General features: G+C 66.8%; 11 protein-coding genes and 3 pseudogenes. 10 read left to right on the forward strand and 4 right to left on the reverse strand.

Features of this window, described 5'->3' with window-relative positions; all coding sequences use genetic code 11:
- The first annotated feature begins 20 nt into the window (after positions 1–20).
- The 4 genes from AB8998_RS07820 to AB8998_RS07835 all read left to right on the forward strand — a co-directional run bounded on the left by AB8998_RS07820 (position 21) and on the right by AB8998_RS07835 (position 4778).
- A complete protein-coding gene (locus tag AB8998_RS07820; protein ID WP_369737351.1) occupies positions 21–848 on the forward strand; it encodes an acyl-ACP desaturase in 828 nt (275 codons plus the stop codon).
- Positions 849–1043: 195 nt separating this feature from the next.
- Positions 1044–2345 carry a PhoH family protein gene (locus AB8998_RS07825; protein ID WP_369737352.1) on the forward strand — a complete coding sequence of 434 codons (1302 nt, stop codon included), beginning with the start codon at positions 1044–1046 and terminating at the stop codon, positions 2343–2345.
- Between the two features lie 25 nt (positions 2346–2370).
- Positions 2371–3246: a polysaccharide deacetylase family protein gene (locus AB8998_RS07830; RefSeq protein WP_369737353.1), complete on the forward strand. Its 876-nt coding sequence runs from the start codon at positions 2371–2373 to the stop codon at positions 3244–3246.
- Positions 3247–3332: 86 nt separating this feature from the next.
- Complete coding sequence (locus tag AB8998_RS07835) at positions 3333–4778, forward strand: adenylate/guanylate cyclase domain-containing protein (RefSeq protein WP_369741470.1); 1446 nt, start codon at positions 3333–3335, stop codon at positions 4776–4778.
- A gap of 400 nt (positions 4779–5178) precedes the next feature.
- Here AB8998_RS07835 and AB8998_RS07840 read toward each other — a convergent pair.
- Positions 5179–6415: pseudogene (locus AB8998_RS07840) on the reverse strand (IS256 family transposase).
- A gap of 157 nt (positions 6416–6572) precedes the next feature.
- Here AB8998_RS07840 and AB8998_RS07845 point away from each other — a divergent pair.
- Positions 6573–6806 carry a group II intron maturase-specific domain-containing protein gene (locus tag AB8998_RS07845; RefSeq protein WP_369737354.1) on the forward strand — a complete coding sequence of 78 codons (234 nt, stop codon included), beginning with the start codon at positions 6573–6575 and terminating at the stop codon, positions 6804–6806.
- A gap of 101 nt (positions 6807–6907) precedes the next feature.
- Positions 6908–7321 carry a group II intron maturase-specific domain-containing protein gene (locus tag AB8998_RS07850; protein WP_369737355.1) on the forward strand — a complete coding sequence of 138 codons (414 nt, stop codon included), beginning with the start codon at positions 6908–6910 and terminating at the stop codon, positions 7319–7321.
- Between the two features lie 816 nt (positions 7322–8137).
- On the opposite strand, the gene AB8998_RS07855 is transcribed toward AB8998_RS07850, so the two are convergent.
- Positions 8138–9538 carry an IS1380 family transposase gene (locus AB8998_RS07855; protein WP_369736302.1) on the reverse strand — a complete coding sequence of 467 codons (1401 nt, stop codon included), beginning with the start codon at positions 9536–9538 and terminating at the stop codon, positions 8138–8140.
- Between the two features lie 412 nt (positions 9539–9950).
- On the opposite strand from AB8998_RS07855, the gene AB8998_RS07860 reads away from it, so the two are divergent.
- Positions 9951–12998 (forward strand): PE family protein, encoded by a 3048-nt coding sequence (locus tag AB8998_RS07860; RefSeq protein WP_369737356.1) that lies wholly within the window; start codon positions 9951–9953, stop codon positions 12996–12998.
- A gap of 16 nt (positions 12999–13014) precedes the next feature.
- On the opposite strand, the gene AB8998_RS07865 is transcribed toward AB8998_RS07860, so the two are convergent.
- Positions 13015–13965 (reverse strand): IS4 family transposase, encoded by a 951-nt coding sequence (locus tag AB8998_RS07865; RefSeq protein WP_369737357.1) that lies wholly within the window; start codon positions 13963–13965, stop codon positions 13015–13017.
- 134 nt (positions 13966–14099) lie between these two features.
- On the opposite strand from AB8998_RS07865, the gene AB8998_RS07870 reads away from it, so the two are divergent.
- Both AB8998_RS07870 and AB8998_RS07875 read left to right on the forward strand, forming a co-directional pair.
- The gene (locus AB8998_RS07870; RefSeq protein ID WP_369737359.1) at positions 14100–14759 is read left to right on the forward strand and encodes a hypothetical protein; all 660 of its coding nucleotides are present in this window, start codon (positions 14100–14102) and stop codon (positions 14757–14759) included.
- Between the two features lie 104 nt (positions 14760–14863).
- Positions 14864–15514: pseudogene (locus tag AB8998_RS07875) on the forward strand (IS256 family transposase); the annotation flags it as partial.
- Positions 15515–15575: 61 nt separating this feature from the next.
- On the opposite strand, the pseudogene AB8998_RS07880 reads toward AB8998_RS07875, so the two are convergent.
- Positions 15576–16154, reverse strand: a pseudogene (locus tag AB8998_RS07880) (IS256 family transposase); the annotation flags it as partial.
- 135 nt (positions 16155–16289) lie between these two features.
- On the opposite strand from AB8998_RS07880, the gene AB8998_RS07885 reads away from it, so the two are divergent.
- Positions 16290–17525: an IS256 family transposase gene (locus AB8998_RS07885; RefSeq protein ID WP_369741377.1), complete on the forward strand. Its 1236-nt coding sequence runs from the start codon at positions 16290–16292 to the stop codon at positions 17523–17525.
- Positions 17526–17539 lie beyond the last annotated feature (14 nt).

Consider the following 17539-nt stretch of genomic DNA (forward strand, 5'->3'; position numbering starts at 1 on the left):
ACGCAGGTTACAGTAACCCCATGGCACAGAAACCTGTCGCTAATGCGCTGACGCTGGAACTCGAGCCCGTCGTCGAGGCGAACATGGACCGGCACCTCAACACCGAGGAACTCTGGTTCGCCCACGACTACGTGCCGTTCGAACGCGGGGAGAACTTCGCCTTCCTGGGCGGTCGCGACTGGGATGCGTCGCAGGCCACGCTGCCCAAGGACATCACCGACGCCTGCGAGATCATGTTGCTGCTCAAGGACAACCTCGCCGGCCATCACCGCGAGCTCGTCGAGCACTTCATCCTCGAGGAGTGGTGGGGCCGCTGGCTGGGCCGCTGGACCGCCGAGGAGCACCTGCACGCGATCGCTTTGCGCGAATACCTGGTGGTGACCCGCGAGGTCGACCCGACCGCCAACGAGCAGGCGCGGGTCGAGCACGTGATGAAGGGCTACCGCGCCGACACGTACACCCAAGTTGAAACCCTGGTGTACATGGCGTTCACCGAACGCACCCATGCGATCTTCTGCGCCAACCTGGCGGCCAAGGTCGAGGAGCCGGTCCTGGCCGGACTCGTCGACCGCATCGCCCGCGACGAGGTGCGGCACGAGGAGTTCTTCTCCAACCTCGTCGCGCACTGCCTCGACTACACCCGCGACGAGACCATCGCGGCGATCGCGGCCCGCGCCGCCGACCTGCAGGTCCCCGGCGCCGACATCGACTCCTACCAGGACAAGGTGCGCAACGTCGCCCAGGCGGGCATCTTCGGTCCCGCGGAACTGCGGCAGGCGATCTCGGACCGCATCACCGCCTGGGGTGTGGCCGACGAGCCCGCGCTGGGCCAGTTCGTCATCGGTTAAGACCTCGGCGCGCCTGCGCGGCGCGCACGCGCCCACGAGAGTAGCGTCGTCGGTGATGGCCAGCGACAAGCTCAGCTGCCAGGGCGGCACCTCCCGTCAACACAACGGCAGGACCGGCCCCGGCCCTGGTGTCGCGATTCCCACCGACATGCCTGTGTGGGTCCGCGCGGGCTCAACCCGCTCGAGGAGCGCCACGTGACCGATATCCGGACCTACGTTCTCGACACCTCCGTGCTGCTGTCCGACCCGTGGGCGTGCAGCCGGTTCGCCGAGCACGAGGTGGTGGTTCCGCTGGTGGTGATCAGCGAACTGGAGGCCAAACGGCACCACCACGAGCTGGGGTGGTTCGCGCGTCAGGCGTTGCGCCTGTTCGACGACCTGCGCCTCGAGCACGGACGACTCGATCAGCCTATTTCCGTTGGGACACAAGGTGGTACGCTGCACGTCGAGCTGAACCACACCGATCCCTCGGTGCTGCCGGCCGGCTTCCGCACCGACAGCAACGACTCCCGGATCCTGAGCTGCGCCGCCAACCTCGCCGCCGAAGGTCGACGAGTTACGTTGGTCAGCAAGGATATTCCGCTTCGGGTCAAGGCGGCTGCGGTGGGCCTGCCCGCCGACGAGTACCACGCCCAGGACGTCGTGACCTCCGGCTGGTCGGGGATGCACGAGATCGACACCGCAGCCGAGGACATCGACACGCTGTTCGCCGACGGTGAGATCGACTTGGCCGAGGCGCGGGATTTGCCGTGCCACACCGGGATTCGGCTTCTTGGCGGCAGCTCGCATGCGCTCGGCCGGGTCACCGCCACCAAACGCGTCCAGCTGGTCCGCGGTGACCGCGAGGTGTTCGGGCTGCGCGGCCGTTCCGCCGAGCAGCGGGTCGCGCTCGACCTGCTGCTCGACGAGTCGGTGGGCATCGTGTCGCTGGGCGGCAAGGCCGGCACCGGGAAGTCCGCGCTGGCGTTGTGCGCGGGCCTGGAGGCCGTGCTGGAACGGCGGACCCACCGCAAGGTGGTGGTGTTCCGCCCGCTCTACGCGGTCGGCGGCCAGGAGCTGGGCTACCTGCCGGGCAGCGAGAGCGAGAAGATGGGGCCGTGGGCGCAGGCGGTGTTCGACACCCTCGAGGGCCTGGCCAGCCCGGCGGTTCTCGACGAGGTGCTCTCCCGGGGCATGCTCGAGGTGCTCCCGCTCACCCACATCCGCGGCCGCTCCCTGCACGACTCGTTCGTCATCGTCGACGAGGCCCAGTCGCTGGAACGCAACGTCCTGCTGACGGTGTTGTCCCGGTTGGGCACGGGCTCGCGGGTGGTGCTGACCCACGACATCGCCCAGCGCGACAACCTGCGAGTCGGCCGCCACGACGGGGTCGTGGCGGTGATCGAGAAGCTCAAGGGCCACCCGCTGTTCGCCCACATCACGCTGCTGCGCAGTGAGCGCTCACCGATCGCCGCGCTGGTCACCGAGATGCTCGAGGAGATCGCCGGGCCGCACTGAGCGCGCAGGACGGTAGGCTGCGAGCGTGCCGAAACGACCCGACAGCCAGGCCTGGCGCTACTGGCGGACCGTTCTCGGCGTCGTGGCGGCCGTCGCGGTGCTGGTCATCGGCGGCCTCACCGGCCACGTCACCCGCGCGGAGAACCTCAGTTGCGCGGTGGTCAAGTGCGTCGCGCTGACGTTCGACGACGGGCCGAGCCCGTTCGACGGCCGGCTGCTGAAAATCCTGAAGGACAACGACGCCAAGGCGACGTTCTTTTTGATCGGCAACAAGGTGGCGGCCGACCCGGCCGGGGCCAGGCGCATCGCCGACGCCGGCATGGAGATCGGCAGCCACACCTGGGAACACCCCAACATGACGACGATCCCCCCGCAGGACATCGCCGGCCAGTTCTCGAGGGCCAACGACGCGATCAGTGCCGCGACCGGCCGCACGCCCGCGCTGTACCGTCCCGCCGGGGGGCTGTCCGACGACGCGGTGCGCCGGACCGCCGCTCGTTTCGGTTTGGCCGAAATCCTTTGGGACGTCATCCCTTTCGACTGGGCGAACGACTCGAACACGGCTGCGACGCGCGCAATGCTGATGACCTACGTCAAGCCCGGCTCCGTGGTGCTGTTCCACGACACCTACTCGAGCACCGTGGATTTGGTATACCAGTTCATCCCGGTACTCAAGGCCAACGGCTACCGCATGGTGACGGTCAGCGAACTGCTGGGGCCGCGGGCGCCGGGCAGCAGCTACGGTAGCCGGGAGAACGGGCCGCCGGCCAACGTCCTGCATGACATCCCGGCGAGCGAGATCCCGGCGCTGCCCGACACACCGTCACCCAAGCCGATGCCCAATTTCCCGATCACCGACATCCCGGGCCAGAACTCGGGCGGGCCGAACAACGGTGCCTAGCCCGCGGCCGGGCCGCGCGCGGCTACCGTTGTAGCGTGAGCACGGCAGCGGCATCCGGTGCGGGGCAGCGCAAGTCCGCACGCCGCCTGTCGATTCAGTACGGGACCGACCTCGCCGTGGCCTACGTCATCGGACTGCTCGACGCGTCGGCCATCCTGATCCCGCTGGGGCGCCGCACCTCGGTGTCCTTCGCCAGGCACGACGCGGTGGCGGTGGTGGTACTGGGCCTGCTGGGCGCCCTCGGCGTCGCCGTGGCGGGCGTGCTCAACCTCGCTCCCACGCTGCGGTGGTTCGCATCGGGGTCCGAACCCGATCCGGATCAGCGGGACACCGCGATGAAACTCGCACGCCACCAGGCGATCATCCTGTTCGGGGCTTGGGCGGTGACCGGCGGGACATCGCTGCTGCTGAACCGGTCCGCCGGCGCGGCGCTGCTGCTGCCCATCGGGCTCGGCGTGCTGTTCGGCGGCCCGGCCACCGCGGGCACCGGTCTGCTGCTCACCCAACGCATCGTGCGGCCCATTATGGTGGCCGCCACCCGCAACGGCGAGCCCCGGGTGGCCGTGCCCGGTGTGTTCGCGCGACTGATCATGCTGTGGTTCCTGTGCAGCGCGCTGCCCATCGGCGTCATCGCGGCATTCGTCGCGCTGCGGTCCTACGGTTGGCTCTTCGCGAGGTCGGCTTCGCTGGACGTGCCCATCCTGGTGGTGTCGCTCGCCGCGCTGCTGCTCGGGCTGCCCATCATGATCCTGACGTCGCGATCCATCTCCGATCCTCTGGGCGACGTGGTGGAGGCGATGGCCGAAGTGGAGCATGGCCGAATCGGCACCTACGTGGGAGTGTACGAGCGCTCCCAAATCGGCCGTCTGCAATCAGGATTCAACAGGATGGTCGCAGGGCTCGCCGAGCGGGACCGGTTGCGTGACCTGTTCGGGCGCCACGTCGGGGCGGACGTCGCGCAGCGGGCCATCCAAGAGGGCGCGTCGCTGTCCGGCGACGTCGTGGAGGCGGCGGTGTTGTTCATCGACCTGGTGGGCTCGACGCAGCTCGCCGAAAGCCGCCCCCCGCAAGAGGTCGCGGACGTGCTCAACGACTTCTTCCGGATCGTCGTGGACGCGGTCGACGCACATCAGGGGCTGGTCAACAAGTTCGCGGGTGACGCCGCGCTGGCCGTCTTCGGGGCGCCGCTGCGCAGTAGTGAACCGGCGGCGGCCGCGCTGGCGACGGCGCGCGCGCTGGGCACCCAGCTGCGCCGGCTGCCGATCGACTTCGGCATCGGGGTCTCGGCAGGCCGCGTCTTCGCCGGCAACATCGGCGCCGAAAACCGCTATGAGTATACGGTGATCGGGGACGCCGTCAACGAGGCGGCGCGGCTGGCCGACCTGGCCAAGACCTCCGAGCGGCGGATCCTGTGTTCGGCGGCGGCCGTCGAGGAGGCCGGCGAGGCCGAACGGGCGCGGTGGGCCGAATGCTATTCCACGGTGTTGCGCGGGCGCTCGGAGGCGACCCACGTGTCGGCGCCGGCGGGTTAGGGAACCACTGATCAAAGGGCGATCCTGAGCGGATGGCTGCCAGGTGTGGGTCTGTGAGGCGGTGGTGGGGTGCTGTCGTGGCGTTATCGGCCTCGTGATCCGGGTTCGGGGGCTGGCGGAGCTGGTTTCGGGCAGGCTCGCGCCTGGGCCGTCACCCTGCCGGATGGGACAACATCGCCGCCGGCCTCCGCCACCACGCCAGACACCCAGATCACGCCCTCAAATTGATCCTGACCTCATGAGACGTGACTTTTCCGGGACGTGCGCCACGAACGGCGAAGGAGGTCTCGATGGGTAGGTAGGGAGACCTCTGGAGTCGATGCTGATAGCGTCCCGCTGAGTGGTGGACTTCGGATCTGGCGTGGTTCACGCGGTAGTGATCAACGAGTCATGTTGAACGCTAGGTGATTTGGTGTTGTTTGGCAAGCGCGGCAGCGGCGTTTTTCGCGTCGATCACCGTCCGCAGTTCGTCCATGGAGATATCGGAGAGGTAGCGGCGGGTGACCTGCCATTCGTCGTGGGCCTCGATGACCACGGCGGTGGCCAGGCGCAGGAACGCCGCAGGGTTGGGGAAGATCTCCACGACATCGGCACGACGCTTGATTTCCTTGTTCAACCGTTCGATCGGGTTGTTCGACCAAATTTTTTGCCAATGTGCCTTCGGGAACGCGGTGAACGCCAGGACGTCGGTTTTCGCGTCGCTCATCATGGCGGCGACCTTCGGGAAGCTGCCCGCCAGGGTGTCGGCGACGCGGTCCCACTGGGCGGCGACCTCCTGCGGGTCGGTGTGGGCGAAGATCGTCTTGACCGCCGCAGTCACCGCCGGGGCGTGTTTGGCCGAGACCGCGGTGTGCAAGTTCCGCATGAAATGCACCCGGCACCGCTGCCACGACGACCCGCTGAAATGTTGAGCCACAGCCGCTTTGAGCCCGGCGTGGGCATCGGAGATGACCAGATGCACTCCGGTCAGGCCACGGGCCTTGAGCGAGGCAAGGAACTCACGCCAGAACTCGTAGGACTCGCTGTCACCGACGGCGGTGCCCCAGCACTTCGCGGGTGCCGTCGATGGACACCCCGGTGGCCACCACCAGCGCCTGAGAGACCACGTGCGCCCCGACGCGCACCTTGCAGAAGGTCGCGTCGCAGAACACTTACGGAAACTGCGTGTGGGCCAGGCTGCGGGTGCGAAACGCCTCGATCTCGGCATCCAGGCCGGCGCAGATACGCGAGGCCTCCGACTTGGACACCCCGGAGTCCACGCCCATCGCGGTGACCAGGTCATCAACGCTGCGGGTCGACACGCCGTGGACGTAGGCCTCCATGATCACCGCGTGCAGGGCCTTGTCGATGCGGCGGCGCCGCTCCAGCAGTGACGGAAAGAACGACCCGGCCCGCAGCTTGGGGATGCCCACCTCGATATCGCCGGCGGTGGTCGACACCGTCTTGGGCCGGTGCCCGTTACGGTGCGTGCCGCGACCGTCACAACGTTCATAGCGGCCGGCGCCGATGGTCTCGGTGGCCTCGGCCTCGATCAGCGCCTGCAGCCCGGCGCGGATCAGCTCGGCGAACACCGCCCCCGAGTCAGCAGACTTCAGCGCGTCGAGCTGGACGAGCAAGGCAGAATGGTCTTGGGTCATCGCGTAGAGGTTCCTTTCGTGAGTCACTTTTGTCGGTAACTCACTGATCACTACGCGATGGCCCACCCCAGAGCCCAGCGACACACCCGACGACAGTCGGCCCACGTCAGCCCCGAGTCCGAAACCCCACCACCCCAGGGGACTTACCCACAACATCGTGCAGGGGTGGGTCAACTACTACGGACGCTTCTACCGCTCCGAGTTGCTCTACTTCCTCCGCCGGCTCACCATGCACCTGGTGCGGTGGGCCACGCGGAAATACAAACGGCTCAAGCGCCGTGAACGCCGCGCAATGGCATGGCTGGCCGAGATCGCTCGTCGATCTCCCCGCCTGTTCGCGCACTGGCGCCTCGGCGCACGTCCTGACGGCTGGGCGATGGGAGCCGGATGAGCCGAGAGGTTCAAGTCCGGTTCTGCGAGAGCCGGGAGGTGCGATCCCTCCCGGCTACTCACCCGGTCGTGCACTGTGTCAGCGAGCGTCAAGCTCGCCATGTGCAGGCGGCGATCGCCGACAGGATGGAGACTGTCGGGCTGCGACTGCACCCCGACAAGACCCGGATCGTGTACTGCCAGGACAACAATCGGCGCGGCTCGGCAGAGCACACGTCGTTTACGTTCCTGGGCTTCACGTTCCGCGCCCGCGGAGCGCGGGATCGACACGGGGTGGTGTTCACCTCGTTCCTGCCCGCGGTCAGCAAGGACGCCTTGAAGAAGATGAGCTGCGTGGTGCGGCGGTGGCGCCTGCATCGGCGCACCGAGCTCGCCTTCGCCGATCTGGCCCGGATGATCAATCCGATCGTTCAGGGCTGGATGCGCTACTACGGGGCTTTCTACCCGTCGGCGCTGTATGGTCTGCTGGCCCGCATCAACACCTACCTGGTGCGGTGGGTCCGGGTGGGTCCGTAAGAAATACAAACAGTTCCGTGCCCGTCGCCGGGCCAGGGCAGCGTGGGAGCGCGTGACTGCGCAGTACCCGCGCTACTTCGCCCCCTGGGTCTGGGTCGCGTACCCGTTGATGATCAAGATGGCAAGAGCGGAGTGACGGGAGACCGTCACGCTCCGTTCCGTGGGAGCCCGGGGGTGCGATTCCCCCGGGCCACCCGACCCTGCCACATACGCCACGCCGGTCACGCGGCGATAACGGCCAAGGTCACAGCACTACGCATCAACTTTTCCGGCGCCCTGCGTGTCGGCCGGATCGATGCAGTGGTGATGCTGCCGTGAGCCCTCAGGAAATTGACGTGTGTCTGACTTAAAGAGGTTCGCGTAATTAAGTGACGAATTGCTCATAAAGAAAGACCGGTGTGGCGCAGCAGCGCGAAACACAGTTCGGTGTTGCTGCCAACTCGTTCTTCGTCTTGAACCTTTGAACAGTCCAAAACGTAAGCAGGACACGGCGTTGCGCCCCAAATCCCCTGGTCACGAACCGGCTCACGTCACAAGAGCCCCGCTTTGCCGCTGCCCTCGCCACGACAATAATTATCGCAGAGAATTACATCATTGTCACTCAATAACACGAACCTCTTTTAGGAATCACTCATCTACCTCAGAATTTCACGGTGGCCCGGGTTCTGCTGTGGCGGTCTGCGGGGCGGCAGCTTTGTCGAGGTTTTGAGGCTGGGGGTAGGCGGCGGCGCCGCGTGTCGTGCGGTGACGCCGGGTCCTTTATCCCGGGGGTGGTTACTCCTTTCTTGGGGTCGAGAGGGCATAGGGGCCTGTGGGTCAGGGTATGGCGCGGACCCTGTTGAGGGCGTCGGCGAATTCTTGTGCCCAGGGCCAGGTTTGGGGGATCCGCAGGATCAGGTAGCGGGATCGTTTGATCAGCCGGGCCGCGGCGTGCAGCAGCCGGTAGCGCAGGGTGGCGGGTTCGGCTTTGGCCAGTGGGCCGTCCAGGAGTAGCAGTCGCATCCAGCACAGCAGGTCGATGGCGATCGCGACGGCGGTGACCCAAGCGGTGTTGATGGCGAACGAGTGTGAGGGCCAGCGGGCCAGGCCGGTGTCTTTGCCGGTGCGGATGAAGCCCTCCACCCGGGCGTGGACGCGGTGGCGGGCTTCCAGTCGCTGGGGTTGTCCACCGGCAGTCGAGGTGGCGAGGACCTGGTAGCGGTAGCCGGCCAGCTGCTCGAACAATGACAACTGGGTGCCGTGTTCGATTTCTTCGCGCCGCACCAGGATGCGCATGCCGGCCGGCCAGCCGACCAGCCGATCCCCTCCGGTGCTGTGGCGCAGCAGCCCGGTCAACTCGGCGACCTGGGCGTCGTCACGGGCCGCTCCGGTGGCATCCAGTGCGGCTTGCCATCCCGCATCGGGCATCTGGCCGATCGCGACCCGGACCCGCTCATCGAGGTCGAATCCGACCGAGTAGCCCACTGACATCCCCGGCCGGGCATTGAGTTTCTCCAGGTGTTCGACGACGGCGTGGCTTGAACCCGCGCCGTCGATGGTGACCAGCAACTTGCGGCGCCACTTGGCCGGGATCGCCGCGATCGCGGCGTCGATGATCGCGATATGATCGGCCGCGGTGTTCGAGCCGGCGTTGCCTGCACGGGCGATCACCGCCAGCAGTTCGCCGGTGTTGTCACACCACGCCAACAGCGGGTGGAAGCCAAACCCGCCTTTGAAATTGCCTGCGGCGTGCTGCTTATCGCTGTGCGACTGAATCAGCGACGCGTCGATGCGGATCACGATCGTGTCCCCGAGGTCCCCATAGCAGGTCTGCGAAGCCGGGATCGCACCGTGGCGGGCCTCGATCGCCTCCCACACCCGAGAGCGGACCTTGTTGCGCACGGCCGTGACCTCGGTGATGCTCTGCTCGTCGATCTCGCCCAGGGACCGCCACATCGTCGGAACCGACGCCACCGCCTGAAACAACCGGTGCTGATCGCGCAGCACCGCGGTGCCGGCCAGGTTCTGCGCGCCGCCGGCGATCGATACCGCCACATCGCGCAACACCGCGCCTCGGTCGTGGGTGACTTCTGGGCGCGACAGCACCGACGACAAACCGCTGGTCAAACCCAGATTGTCGGCCAGCAACCGGGGTATCACGTTACCGGCGTGCCCGACCACGTCGTCGCCACGGACCTCAACTCGGACATTCTTCGACCAATCCGTAGTAGCCTGCATCTGACAGGTGCACTCCCATCCTGGATAACCGAGCCTCGAATACTCCGATTATCCTTGCGGCAGTGCACCTTTCACGTTAACGACACCCCTGAGCTCCACATTCGATGAAAAATCCAGGTCTAACCAGCGAGGCATCAGCTGTAGGCGCGCCGCACGCGCGCATTCTCAGATGAGGCAACGATCCCCTCTACGCGCGCATCTTTGATGGGTCAACGCGGGCCGGTTCATGAATCGACGGTGAGGGTTAAAATCCCGAGGGTTCAGTAACCTGTAACCATTGCGCCGCCTGAAAGGATAAATAAACGACTGTCCGCAAACGGCCGGTCAGGTCAGACCTCTGTGGCCGTTGATCGAATTTCTGATTCTGTCCCGCGTGTTTCGCCGTCCCCGTAGAAGTGACCTGAGGAGAACGATGGCTTCGTCTGTGTTTGCTGCCCCGGATGCTGTTTCTGCGGCTGCGGCGGAGGTGGCGAATATCAGTTCGTCGCTGAGTGCGGCTCATACGGAGGCGGCGGGGTCGACCACGTCGGTGGTGGCGGCCGCTGAGGATGAGGTGTCGGGGGCGATCGCGTCGTTGTTTTCCGGTGTGGGCGCGGACTTTCAGGCGCTGGGTGCTCAGGCGGCGGGGTTTCATGCGAGGTTCGCGCAGTTGTTGAGTGGTGCCGGTGGGGCATACGCGTTCGCCGAGGCGGCGAATATGAACCCGTTGCAGAGGGGGGCGGCAGCTGGGTCCAGCGTGGCAAGTACCGCCGGGGTGCTGTCGGGCAACCCGTTCGCGGGGGTGCCCGCCGGTCTGGCCGGTTCCCTCAACGGTGGGTTCAACAACTTCTATGGTTTGATTCAGACCGGCGGGCAGGACTGGATCTCCAGCCAGTTGGGCACCAGCCTGGATCCGATCATCAACGCGCCGTTTTACGCCCTGACGGGTCGCGGGCTGATCGACAACGGTGCGGCCGGTGTCGGCGGCGGTTCGCTGGCGGCGGCCAACGGCGGGCCGGGTGGATTGTTGTTCGGCAATGGCGGTGCTGGGGCCACCGATGCGGCCGGCGTCGGTGGCGCGGGCGGACCCGCGGGGCTCATCGGCAACGGTGGGGCTGGTGGGGCAGGCGGCAACGGCATCAGCGGCTTGGGTGGCAATGCGAGTTTGACCATCGTCGGGTCGACTGATGGTGGAGCTGGTGGGGCTGGTGGGATCGGTGGACTGTTTATGGGGAACGGTGGTGCCGGTGGTGCTGGCGGTAACGGTGTTGACGGCGGTTACGGCGGGGCCGGCGGTTACGGCGGGGCTGCAGGGTATTACGGTGCCGGTGGAGCTGGCGGTGCCGGTGGAGCCGGCGGCGCGGCCGACACCGCCGGTGCGCCCGGTGGCGACGGTGGGGCGGGTGGCGCCGGCGGGGCCGGTGGGGTCAATCTGGGCAACGGTGGAGCCGGTGGAGCCGGTGGCGCCGGCGGTGATGGCGGTGCGGCGGAAACCGCCGGTGTGTCCGGAGGTGCTGGTGGTGTCGGCGGCAACGGCGGGGCGTCCTGGGTGGGCAACGGCGGCGCCGGTGGCGTCGGCGGTGACGGTGGCACCACCTATGTCCCATCCGCTTCCGGTGGCAGTGACGGTGGCGCCGGTGGCACCGGTGGGGCCGGCGGAGCGAACTTCTTGATTGGTGACGGGGGGGTCGGTGGGGCCGGCGGCAACGGCGGGGTCGGCGGTAGTGGGGCTACAGGCACGTTCAGCGATGGCGGCAGCGGCGTCGGCGGGGCCGGCGGCAACGGCGGGGCTGGCGGGACCGGTGGGGCCGGAGGCGTGGCCGATGGTTGGGGTTCTGGCGCTAGCGGCGGCGTCGGTGGCTTTGGCGGCAACGCCGGTCAAGGCGGGGCCGGAGCCGCAGCCACCGCGAATGACAGCACCGCCGGTGCCGGTGGGGCCGGCGGTGTCGGCGGGACCGGCGGGTCCGGCGGGATCGGCGGCACCGCCTACGGCTGGGGCGACGGCGGTCAAGGCGGCAACGGTGTGAGCGGCGGGCTCGGCGGTAACGGCGGTGCCGGTGGTGGCGCCAGTGGCACCGGTGACACCGCTGGCAGTGGCGGCGCCGGTGGAGATGCCGGAAATGGCGGGCAGGGCGGCGGAGGCGGCGCGGCCTACGGTGTGTTGACCCAAGCCGGCAACGGCGGCAACGGCGGCGGTGGGGTCGCAGGTGGCCAGGGTGGGGCCGGCGGGACACCCACGGGTACCGGTAGCTCCGCCGGCAACGGTGGAGCCGGCGGCAACGGCGGTAACGCTGGTGGCGGCGGCACCGGTGCTTCCGGGCACGGACTGTTGAGCCACACCGGCACGGCAGGCGCCGAGGGCGACGGTGGGGCTGGTGGTAGCGGCGGTGCCGGCGCCTACGGCACAGCCGGTTACAACAGTCATGGAGGGGGCGGGTCGGCGGGGCCGGCGGTGCCGGCGGTGCCGGCGGGGCCGCCACCGGCGAATACGCGACCGGCGGCGACGGCGGGGCCGGCGGATCGAGCACCGGCGGCGCCGGCGGCGCCGCCGGTACGGGCAACGGCGAGTTCGGCGTTACCGCCGCCGGCGGTGCCGGCGGTGCCGGCGGTGCCGCCGGCGGCGGCGGTGCCGGCGGGGCCGCCACCGGCGAATTCGGGCACGGCGGCGACGGCGGGGCCGGCGGATCGAGCACCGGCGGGACTGGCGGTGACGGCGCGCAAGGACCGCAGACAGGCGGGGCCGGCGGTGACGGCGGTGACGGCGGGACCGCCGGCGCCGGTGGTGACGGCGGCAACGCCACGGCAACCGGCGGCGTCGGCGGGCACGGCGGTGACGGCGGGACGGCTCCCGGCGGTGTCGGTGGTGCTGGCGGGGCCGGTGGAAGCACCGGCGGCAGCGGCGGGGCCGGCGGGGCCGGCCAGACCGGCGGGGCCGGCGGGTCCGGCGGGAACTCCAACCCGTCCGAGCCTGGCGGTGACGGCGGTAACGGCGGTAACGGCGGTAACGGCGGTGACGGAGGTGACGGCAGCGCTGTCGGCGGCACGGGCGGCGGGAGCGGCGCGCCCGGCACCGGCGGGGCCGGCGGGACCGGCGGGACCGGCGACCCTACCGGCGCCACCGGCACGCAGGGCGCAGGGGGAGCGCAGGGCGCCCCGGGGAGCAACGGCTAGGGCGGTCAGCCCGCCCCGCGCTGACCGGGCCCGCCATGGTTCTTTCGAAAAGCGCAGCGGGGGCTACGCTCTCGAGTCCGTCCCCCGCCACTCGGCATCCCAAACCGCGTGGCGCGGGAGACGACATGACGGTCAACAGCGGGCAAGATCGCGGTGGGTCAGCGCTGGGCCACCGCGATCTGGTCTGCGACATCAGGCGTGCACGTGGCCAATCTGCGCGCAGCGTGGCCTATTCCACGGTGTTGCGCGGGCGCTCGGAGGCGACCCACGCGTCGGCGCCGGCGGGTTAGGGCCAATGCCGCGCAGTTAGCGTTGATGCCCTGTTGTCAACCGTCAAGTATTTCTATGGTGATGGTGGTTGTGTAGTTGGTGCGGTCGATGGTGCCTTTGGCTCGGTGTTTGGAGATGGCGCGTTTGACCACTCGGGGGCTCGAGCGTGATCGCCGGGCCGGTAGTGGCTGGTTGAGAACGGCTGCTCCGATGCGCCCGATCAGGTCGATGGTGGTGTCGGCGATCGCTGCGGCAGCGTGGATGACTTGGTCGCGGGCGGCGTTTAGTGCGACGGTGAAGCTGAGCCGGTCGGGACCGATGTCGGGTCGGGCCAAGGTGGCATCGGCCAGCGCGGTGCGCAGGGCCTGGTAGGTGATCAGCAGTGCGTAGACCTCTTGGCCAATGCCGGCGGGGGTGGTAGCACGTAGCACTCGTCCGCCCAGGATGGTCGATTTCAGCTCCAGGTAGCTGGTTTCAATCTCCCACCGCTGATGGTAAAGACGGACCAATTCATGTGCGGGATATTGCTTTTCGTCTGTGAGTGTGGTGACCAGGCGGTAGTGGCCGTAGCGGGTTGCCCCGCCATCGAGCCGCACGGTGATCGCGGCGTCGATGACACGCACGGTCACTGAGCCCATCCGTGCCAGCCAGGTTCGATCGGGTAAGTGTTTGATCGGGGGCAGCACGCGGGCGTCTTTGCAGCGGATCAACAGTTCGGCGTGGGCTGAGGCGATCTGTTCGATGAGGGCGGTGACGGCGAAGTTGCGATCGGCCAACAGCAGCATGTCTGGTTTCAGGCACCGCAGCAGTGTTGGCGCGTAGGTGGTTTCGCCGACACGGTAGGAGCCGAACACGGCGTCGATGACGGTGCGGGTGCCACATGCCACAACCGTGAGCAGGCGCAACATCGGATACCCGGACTCGGCGTCAGGGCGACCGGTCTGGCGACCGAACGTCGCAGCATTGGCTGCACTGTTGGGTGTCGACCGCCACGGTGATGGGACCACTTTGAGCAGGGTTTAGCCAGCTTCATTGGACCACCCGTTTGCCAGTTATGGGACCACCGGCGTGTCGCGCCGGTGGCTGCTCGATTACTGGGTCGGATCGCTTCATGTCGATCGATGTGAAGGAGGTTCGCTGAATGTATCGGGAGGTTTCGGTGATCGAGGTACGTGAGCTGTTGCGGGTGTGGATGTCGGGGGCCGGCTTGCGCCGGGTGGGTGCGTTGGCCGGGGTGGATCGCAAGACTGCACGCGACTATACGAACGCTGCGGTGTTGGCGGGGCTGGTCCGCGACGGTGATCTGGAGCAGCTCACCGATGAACTGATCGGGGCGGTGATCGAGGCGGTGCGGCCGGGTCGGCCGGACGGGCATGGACAGGCGTGGGAGGTGTTGCGCGCCAACCACGATCAGATCGTGAAGTGGGTGGAAAAGGGGCTGACGGTGGTCAAGATCGGTGACCTGTTGGCACGTCAGGGCATGGCGGTGCCGCAGCGGACCCTGCACCGGTACGCCACGGCGTGCACCGCCTACCGGGGTCGTGGCAGCGCTGGCACGGTGCCGGTTGCCGACGGTGAGCCCGGTGTGGAGTGCCAGATCGACTTCGGTCAGATGGGCAAGATCTTCGATCCCGAATCGGGGCGCAACCGGGTGGTGCACGCGTTGATCTTCACGGCGGTGTACTCGCGGCACATGTTCGTGTGGCTGACGTTTAACCAGACCCTGGTGGCGATCGTCGCCGGCTGCGAGGCGGCCTGGCGATTCTACGGCGGTGTGGGGCGTGTCATTCCATCTGTGTAAGTCCGGGGTGGTCCATCATCGGACCGCCGTTGGGCGGACAGAAGGAGTGTTTTGTGACCAAGACCATGCAGATGCCGGCTGAGGAGACGACCGCGGCGCGGCGGCTGGCCGAGATGTTCACCGAAGAGACGCTGGACTCGTTGATTAAGGATGCGGTGAAGACCGGGACCCCGATCGACGGCGCGGACGGTTTGCTGAACCAGCTGACTAAGGCCGTGCTGGAGCGGGCGCTGAATGCGGAGCTAACCCACCATCTGGGCTATGAGGCCGGCGATCCGGCCGGACGCGGATCGGGAAATTCGCGCAACGGCACCACGCCGAAAACGGTGACCACCGTCAACGGCCCGGTGCAGATCGATGCGCCGCGTGATCGCAACGGCTCGTTTGAGCCGGCGATTGTGCCGAAGAAGACCCGCCGGCTCAACAACATCAATTCGGTGGTGTTGTCGCTGTATTCACGGGGAATGACCACCCGCGATATCGAAGCCCACCTGCAGGAGGTCTATGGGGCGTCGGTGTCGCGGGAGTTGATCTCCAATATCACCGAGGTGGTGGTCGATGAGATCAAGGCCTGGCAGGCCCGCCCGCTCGATGAGGTCTACCCGATCCTCTACATCGATGGGCTGCGGCTGCGGATCGGCGACAACGGGGTCATCACCACCAAGGTCGCCTATTTGGCCATTGGCGTGGATCTGGAGGGCCGCAAACACGCCTTGGGCTGCTGGATCCAGGACTCCGAGGGGGCGAAGTTCTGGCAGAAGGGAGCCTGTCACGATTTCTGTGTAAGTCAGAGGTGATTTGACTACGAGTTGTATTCTAGCACAATGGGATTCGCCCAGGGAATAGTCTGGCGAGTGTGTTGAGCGCCACAGTCCAGTTGTGCGTTCCAGTACCCGAATAGCCTCCTCTCTCGCTGGAGATGTTGCGCAGCCCGAGGTACAGCAACTTCATCGCGGCGTCCTTGTCCGTGAAATGACCACGGTTCTTGGTGATCTTGCGCAACTGGAAGTTGATCGACTCGATCGCATTGGTGGTGTAGACGATCTTGCGCAACTCCACCGGATAGTCCAGGAACGGAACGAATTCCCCCCAGGCGTTGTGCCACACGTCAATTGCACCCGGATATTGGGCGCCGAATTGCTGGTCGAACTCCTTGAGTGCGAGTTCGGCTCCATCGACGGTCGGCGCACTGTAGATCGCCCGCATCGCGGTGGCGACCTTCTTGCGGTCCTTATAAGACACGAAGCGCATCGCATTCCTAATGACGTGCACGACGCAGGTCTGCACCACGGTATCGGGATAGATCGAGCGGATCGCATCAGGCAGACCGGTCAGCCCGTCGCAGCAGGCGATGAGGATGTCGCGCACCCCGCGGTTGCGCAGGTCGATGACGACCTTCTGCGGGCGTGTCATTCCATCTGTGTAAGTCCGGGGTGGTCCATCATCGGACCGCCGTTGGGCGGACAGAAGGAGTGTTTTGTGACCAAGACCATGCAGATGCCGGCTGAGGAGACGACCGCGGCGCGGCGGCTGGCCGAGATGTTCACCGAAGAGACGCTGGACTCGTTGATTAAGGATGCGGTGAAGACCGGGACCCCGATCGACGGCGCGGACGGTTTGCTGAACCAGCTGACTAAGGCCGTGCTGGAGCGGGCGCTGAATGCGGAGCTAACCCACCATCTGGGCTATGAGGCCGGCGATCCGGCCGGACGCGGATCGGGAAATTCGCGCAACGGCACCACGCCGAAAACGGTGACCACCGTCAACGGCCCGGTGCAGATCGATGCGCCGCGTGATCGCAACGGCTCGTTTGAGCCGGCGATTGTGCCGAAGAAGACCCGCCGGCTCAACAACATCAATTCGGTGGTGTTGTCGCTGTATTCACGGGGAATGACCACCCGCGATATCGAAGCCCACCTGCAGGAGGTCTATGGGGCGTCGGTGTCGCGGGAGTTGATCTCCAATATCACCGAGGTGGTGGTCGATGAGATCAAGGCCTGGCAGGCCCGCCCGCTCGATGAGGTCTACCCGATCCTCTACATCGATGGGCTGCGGCTGCGGATCGGCGACAACGGGGTCATCACCACCAAGGTCGCCTATTTGGCCATTGGCGTGGATCTGGAGGGCCGCAAACACGCCTTGGGCTGCTGGATCCAGGACTCCGAGGGGGCGAAGTTCTGGCAGAAGGTCGTCATCGACCTGCGCAACCGCGGGGTGCGCGACATCCTCATCGCCTGCTGCGACGGGCTGACCGGTCTGCCTGATGCGATCCGCTCGATCTATCCCGATACCGTGGTGCAGACCTGCGTCGTGCACGTCATTAGGAATGCGATGCGCTTCGTGTCTTATAAGGACCGCAAGAAGGTCGCCACCGCGATGCGGGCGATCTACAGTGCGCCGACCGTCGATGGAGCCGAACTCGCACTCAAGGAGTTCGACCAGCAATTCGGCGCCCAATATCCGGGTGCAATTGACGTGTGGCACAACGCCTGGGGGGAATTCGTTCCGTTCCTGGACTATCCGGTGGAGTTGCGCAAGATCGTCTACACCACCAATGCGATCGAGTCGATCAACTTCCAGTTGCGCAAGATCACCAAGAACCGTGGTCATTTCACGGACAAGGACGCCGCGATGAAGTTGCTGTACCTCGGGCTGCGCAACATCTCCAGCGAGAGAGGAGGCTATTCGGGTACTGGAACGCACAACTGGACTGTGGCGCTCAACACACTCGCCAGACTATTCCCTGGGCGAATCCCATTGTGCTAGAATACAACTCGTAG

The sequence above is a fragment of the Mycobacterium sp. HUMS_12744610 genome, assembly GCF_041206865.1.
GTDB classification, from domain to species: Bacteria; Actinomycetota; Actinomycetes; order Mycobacteriales; family Mycobacteriaceae; genus Mycobacterium; species Mycobacterium servetii.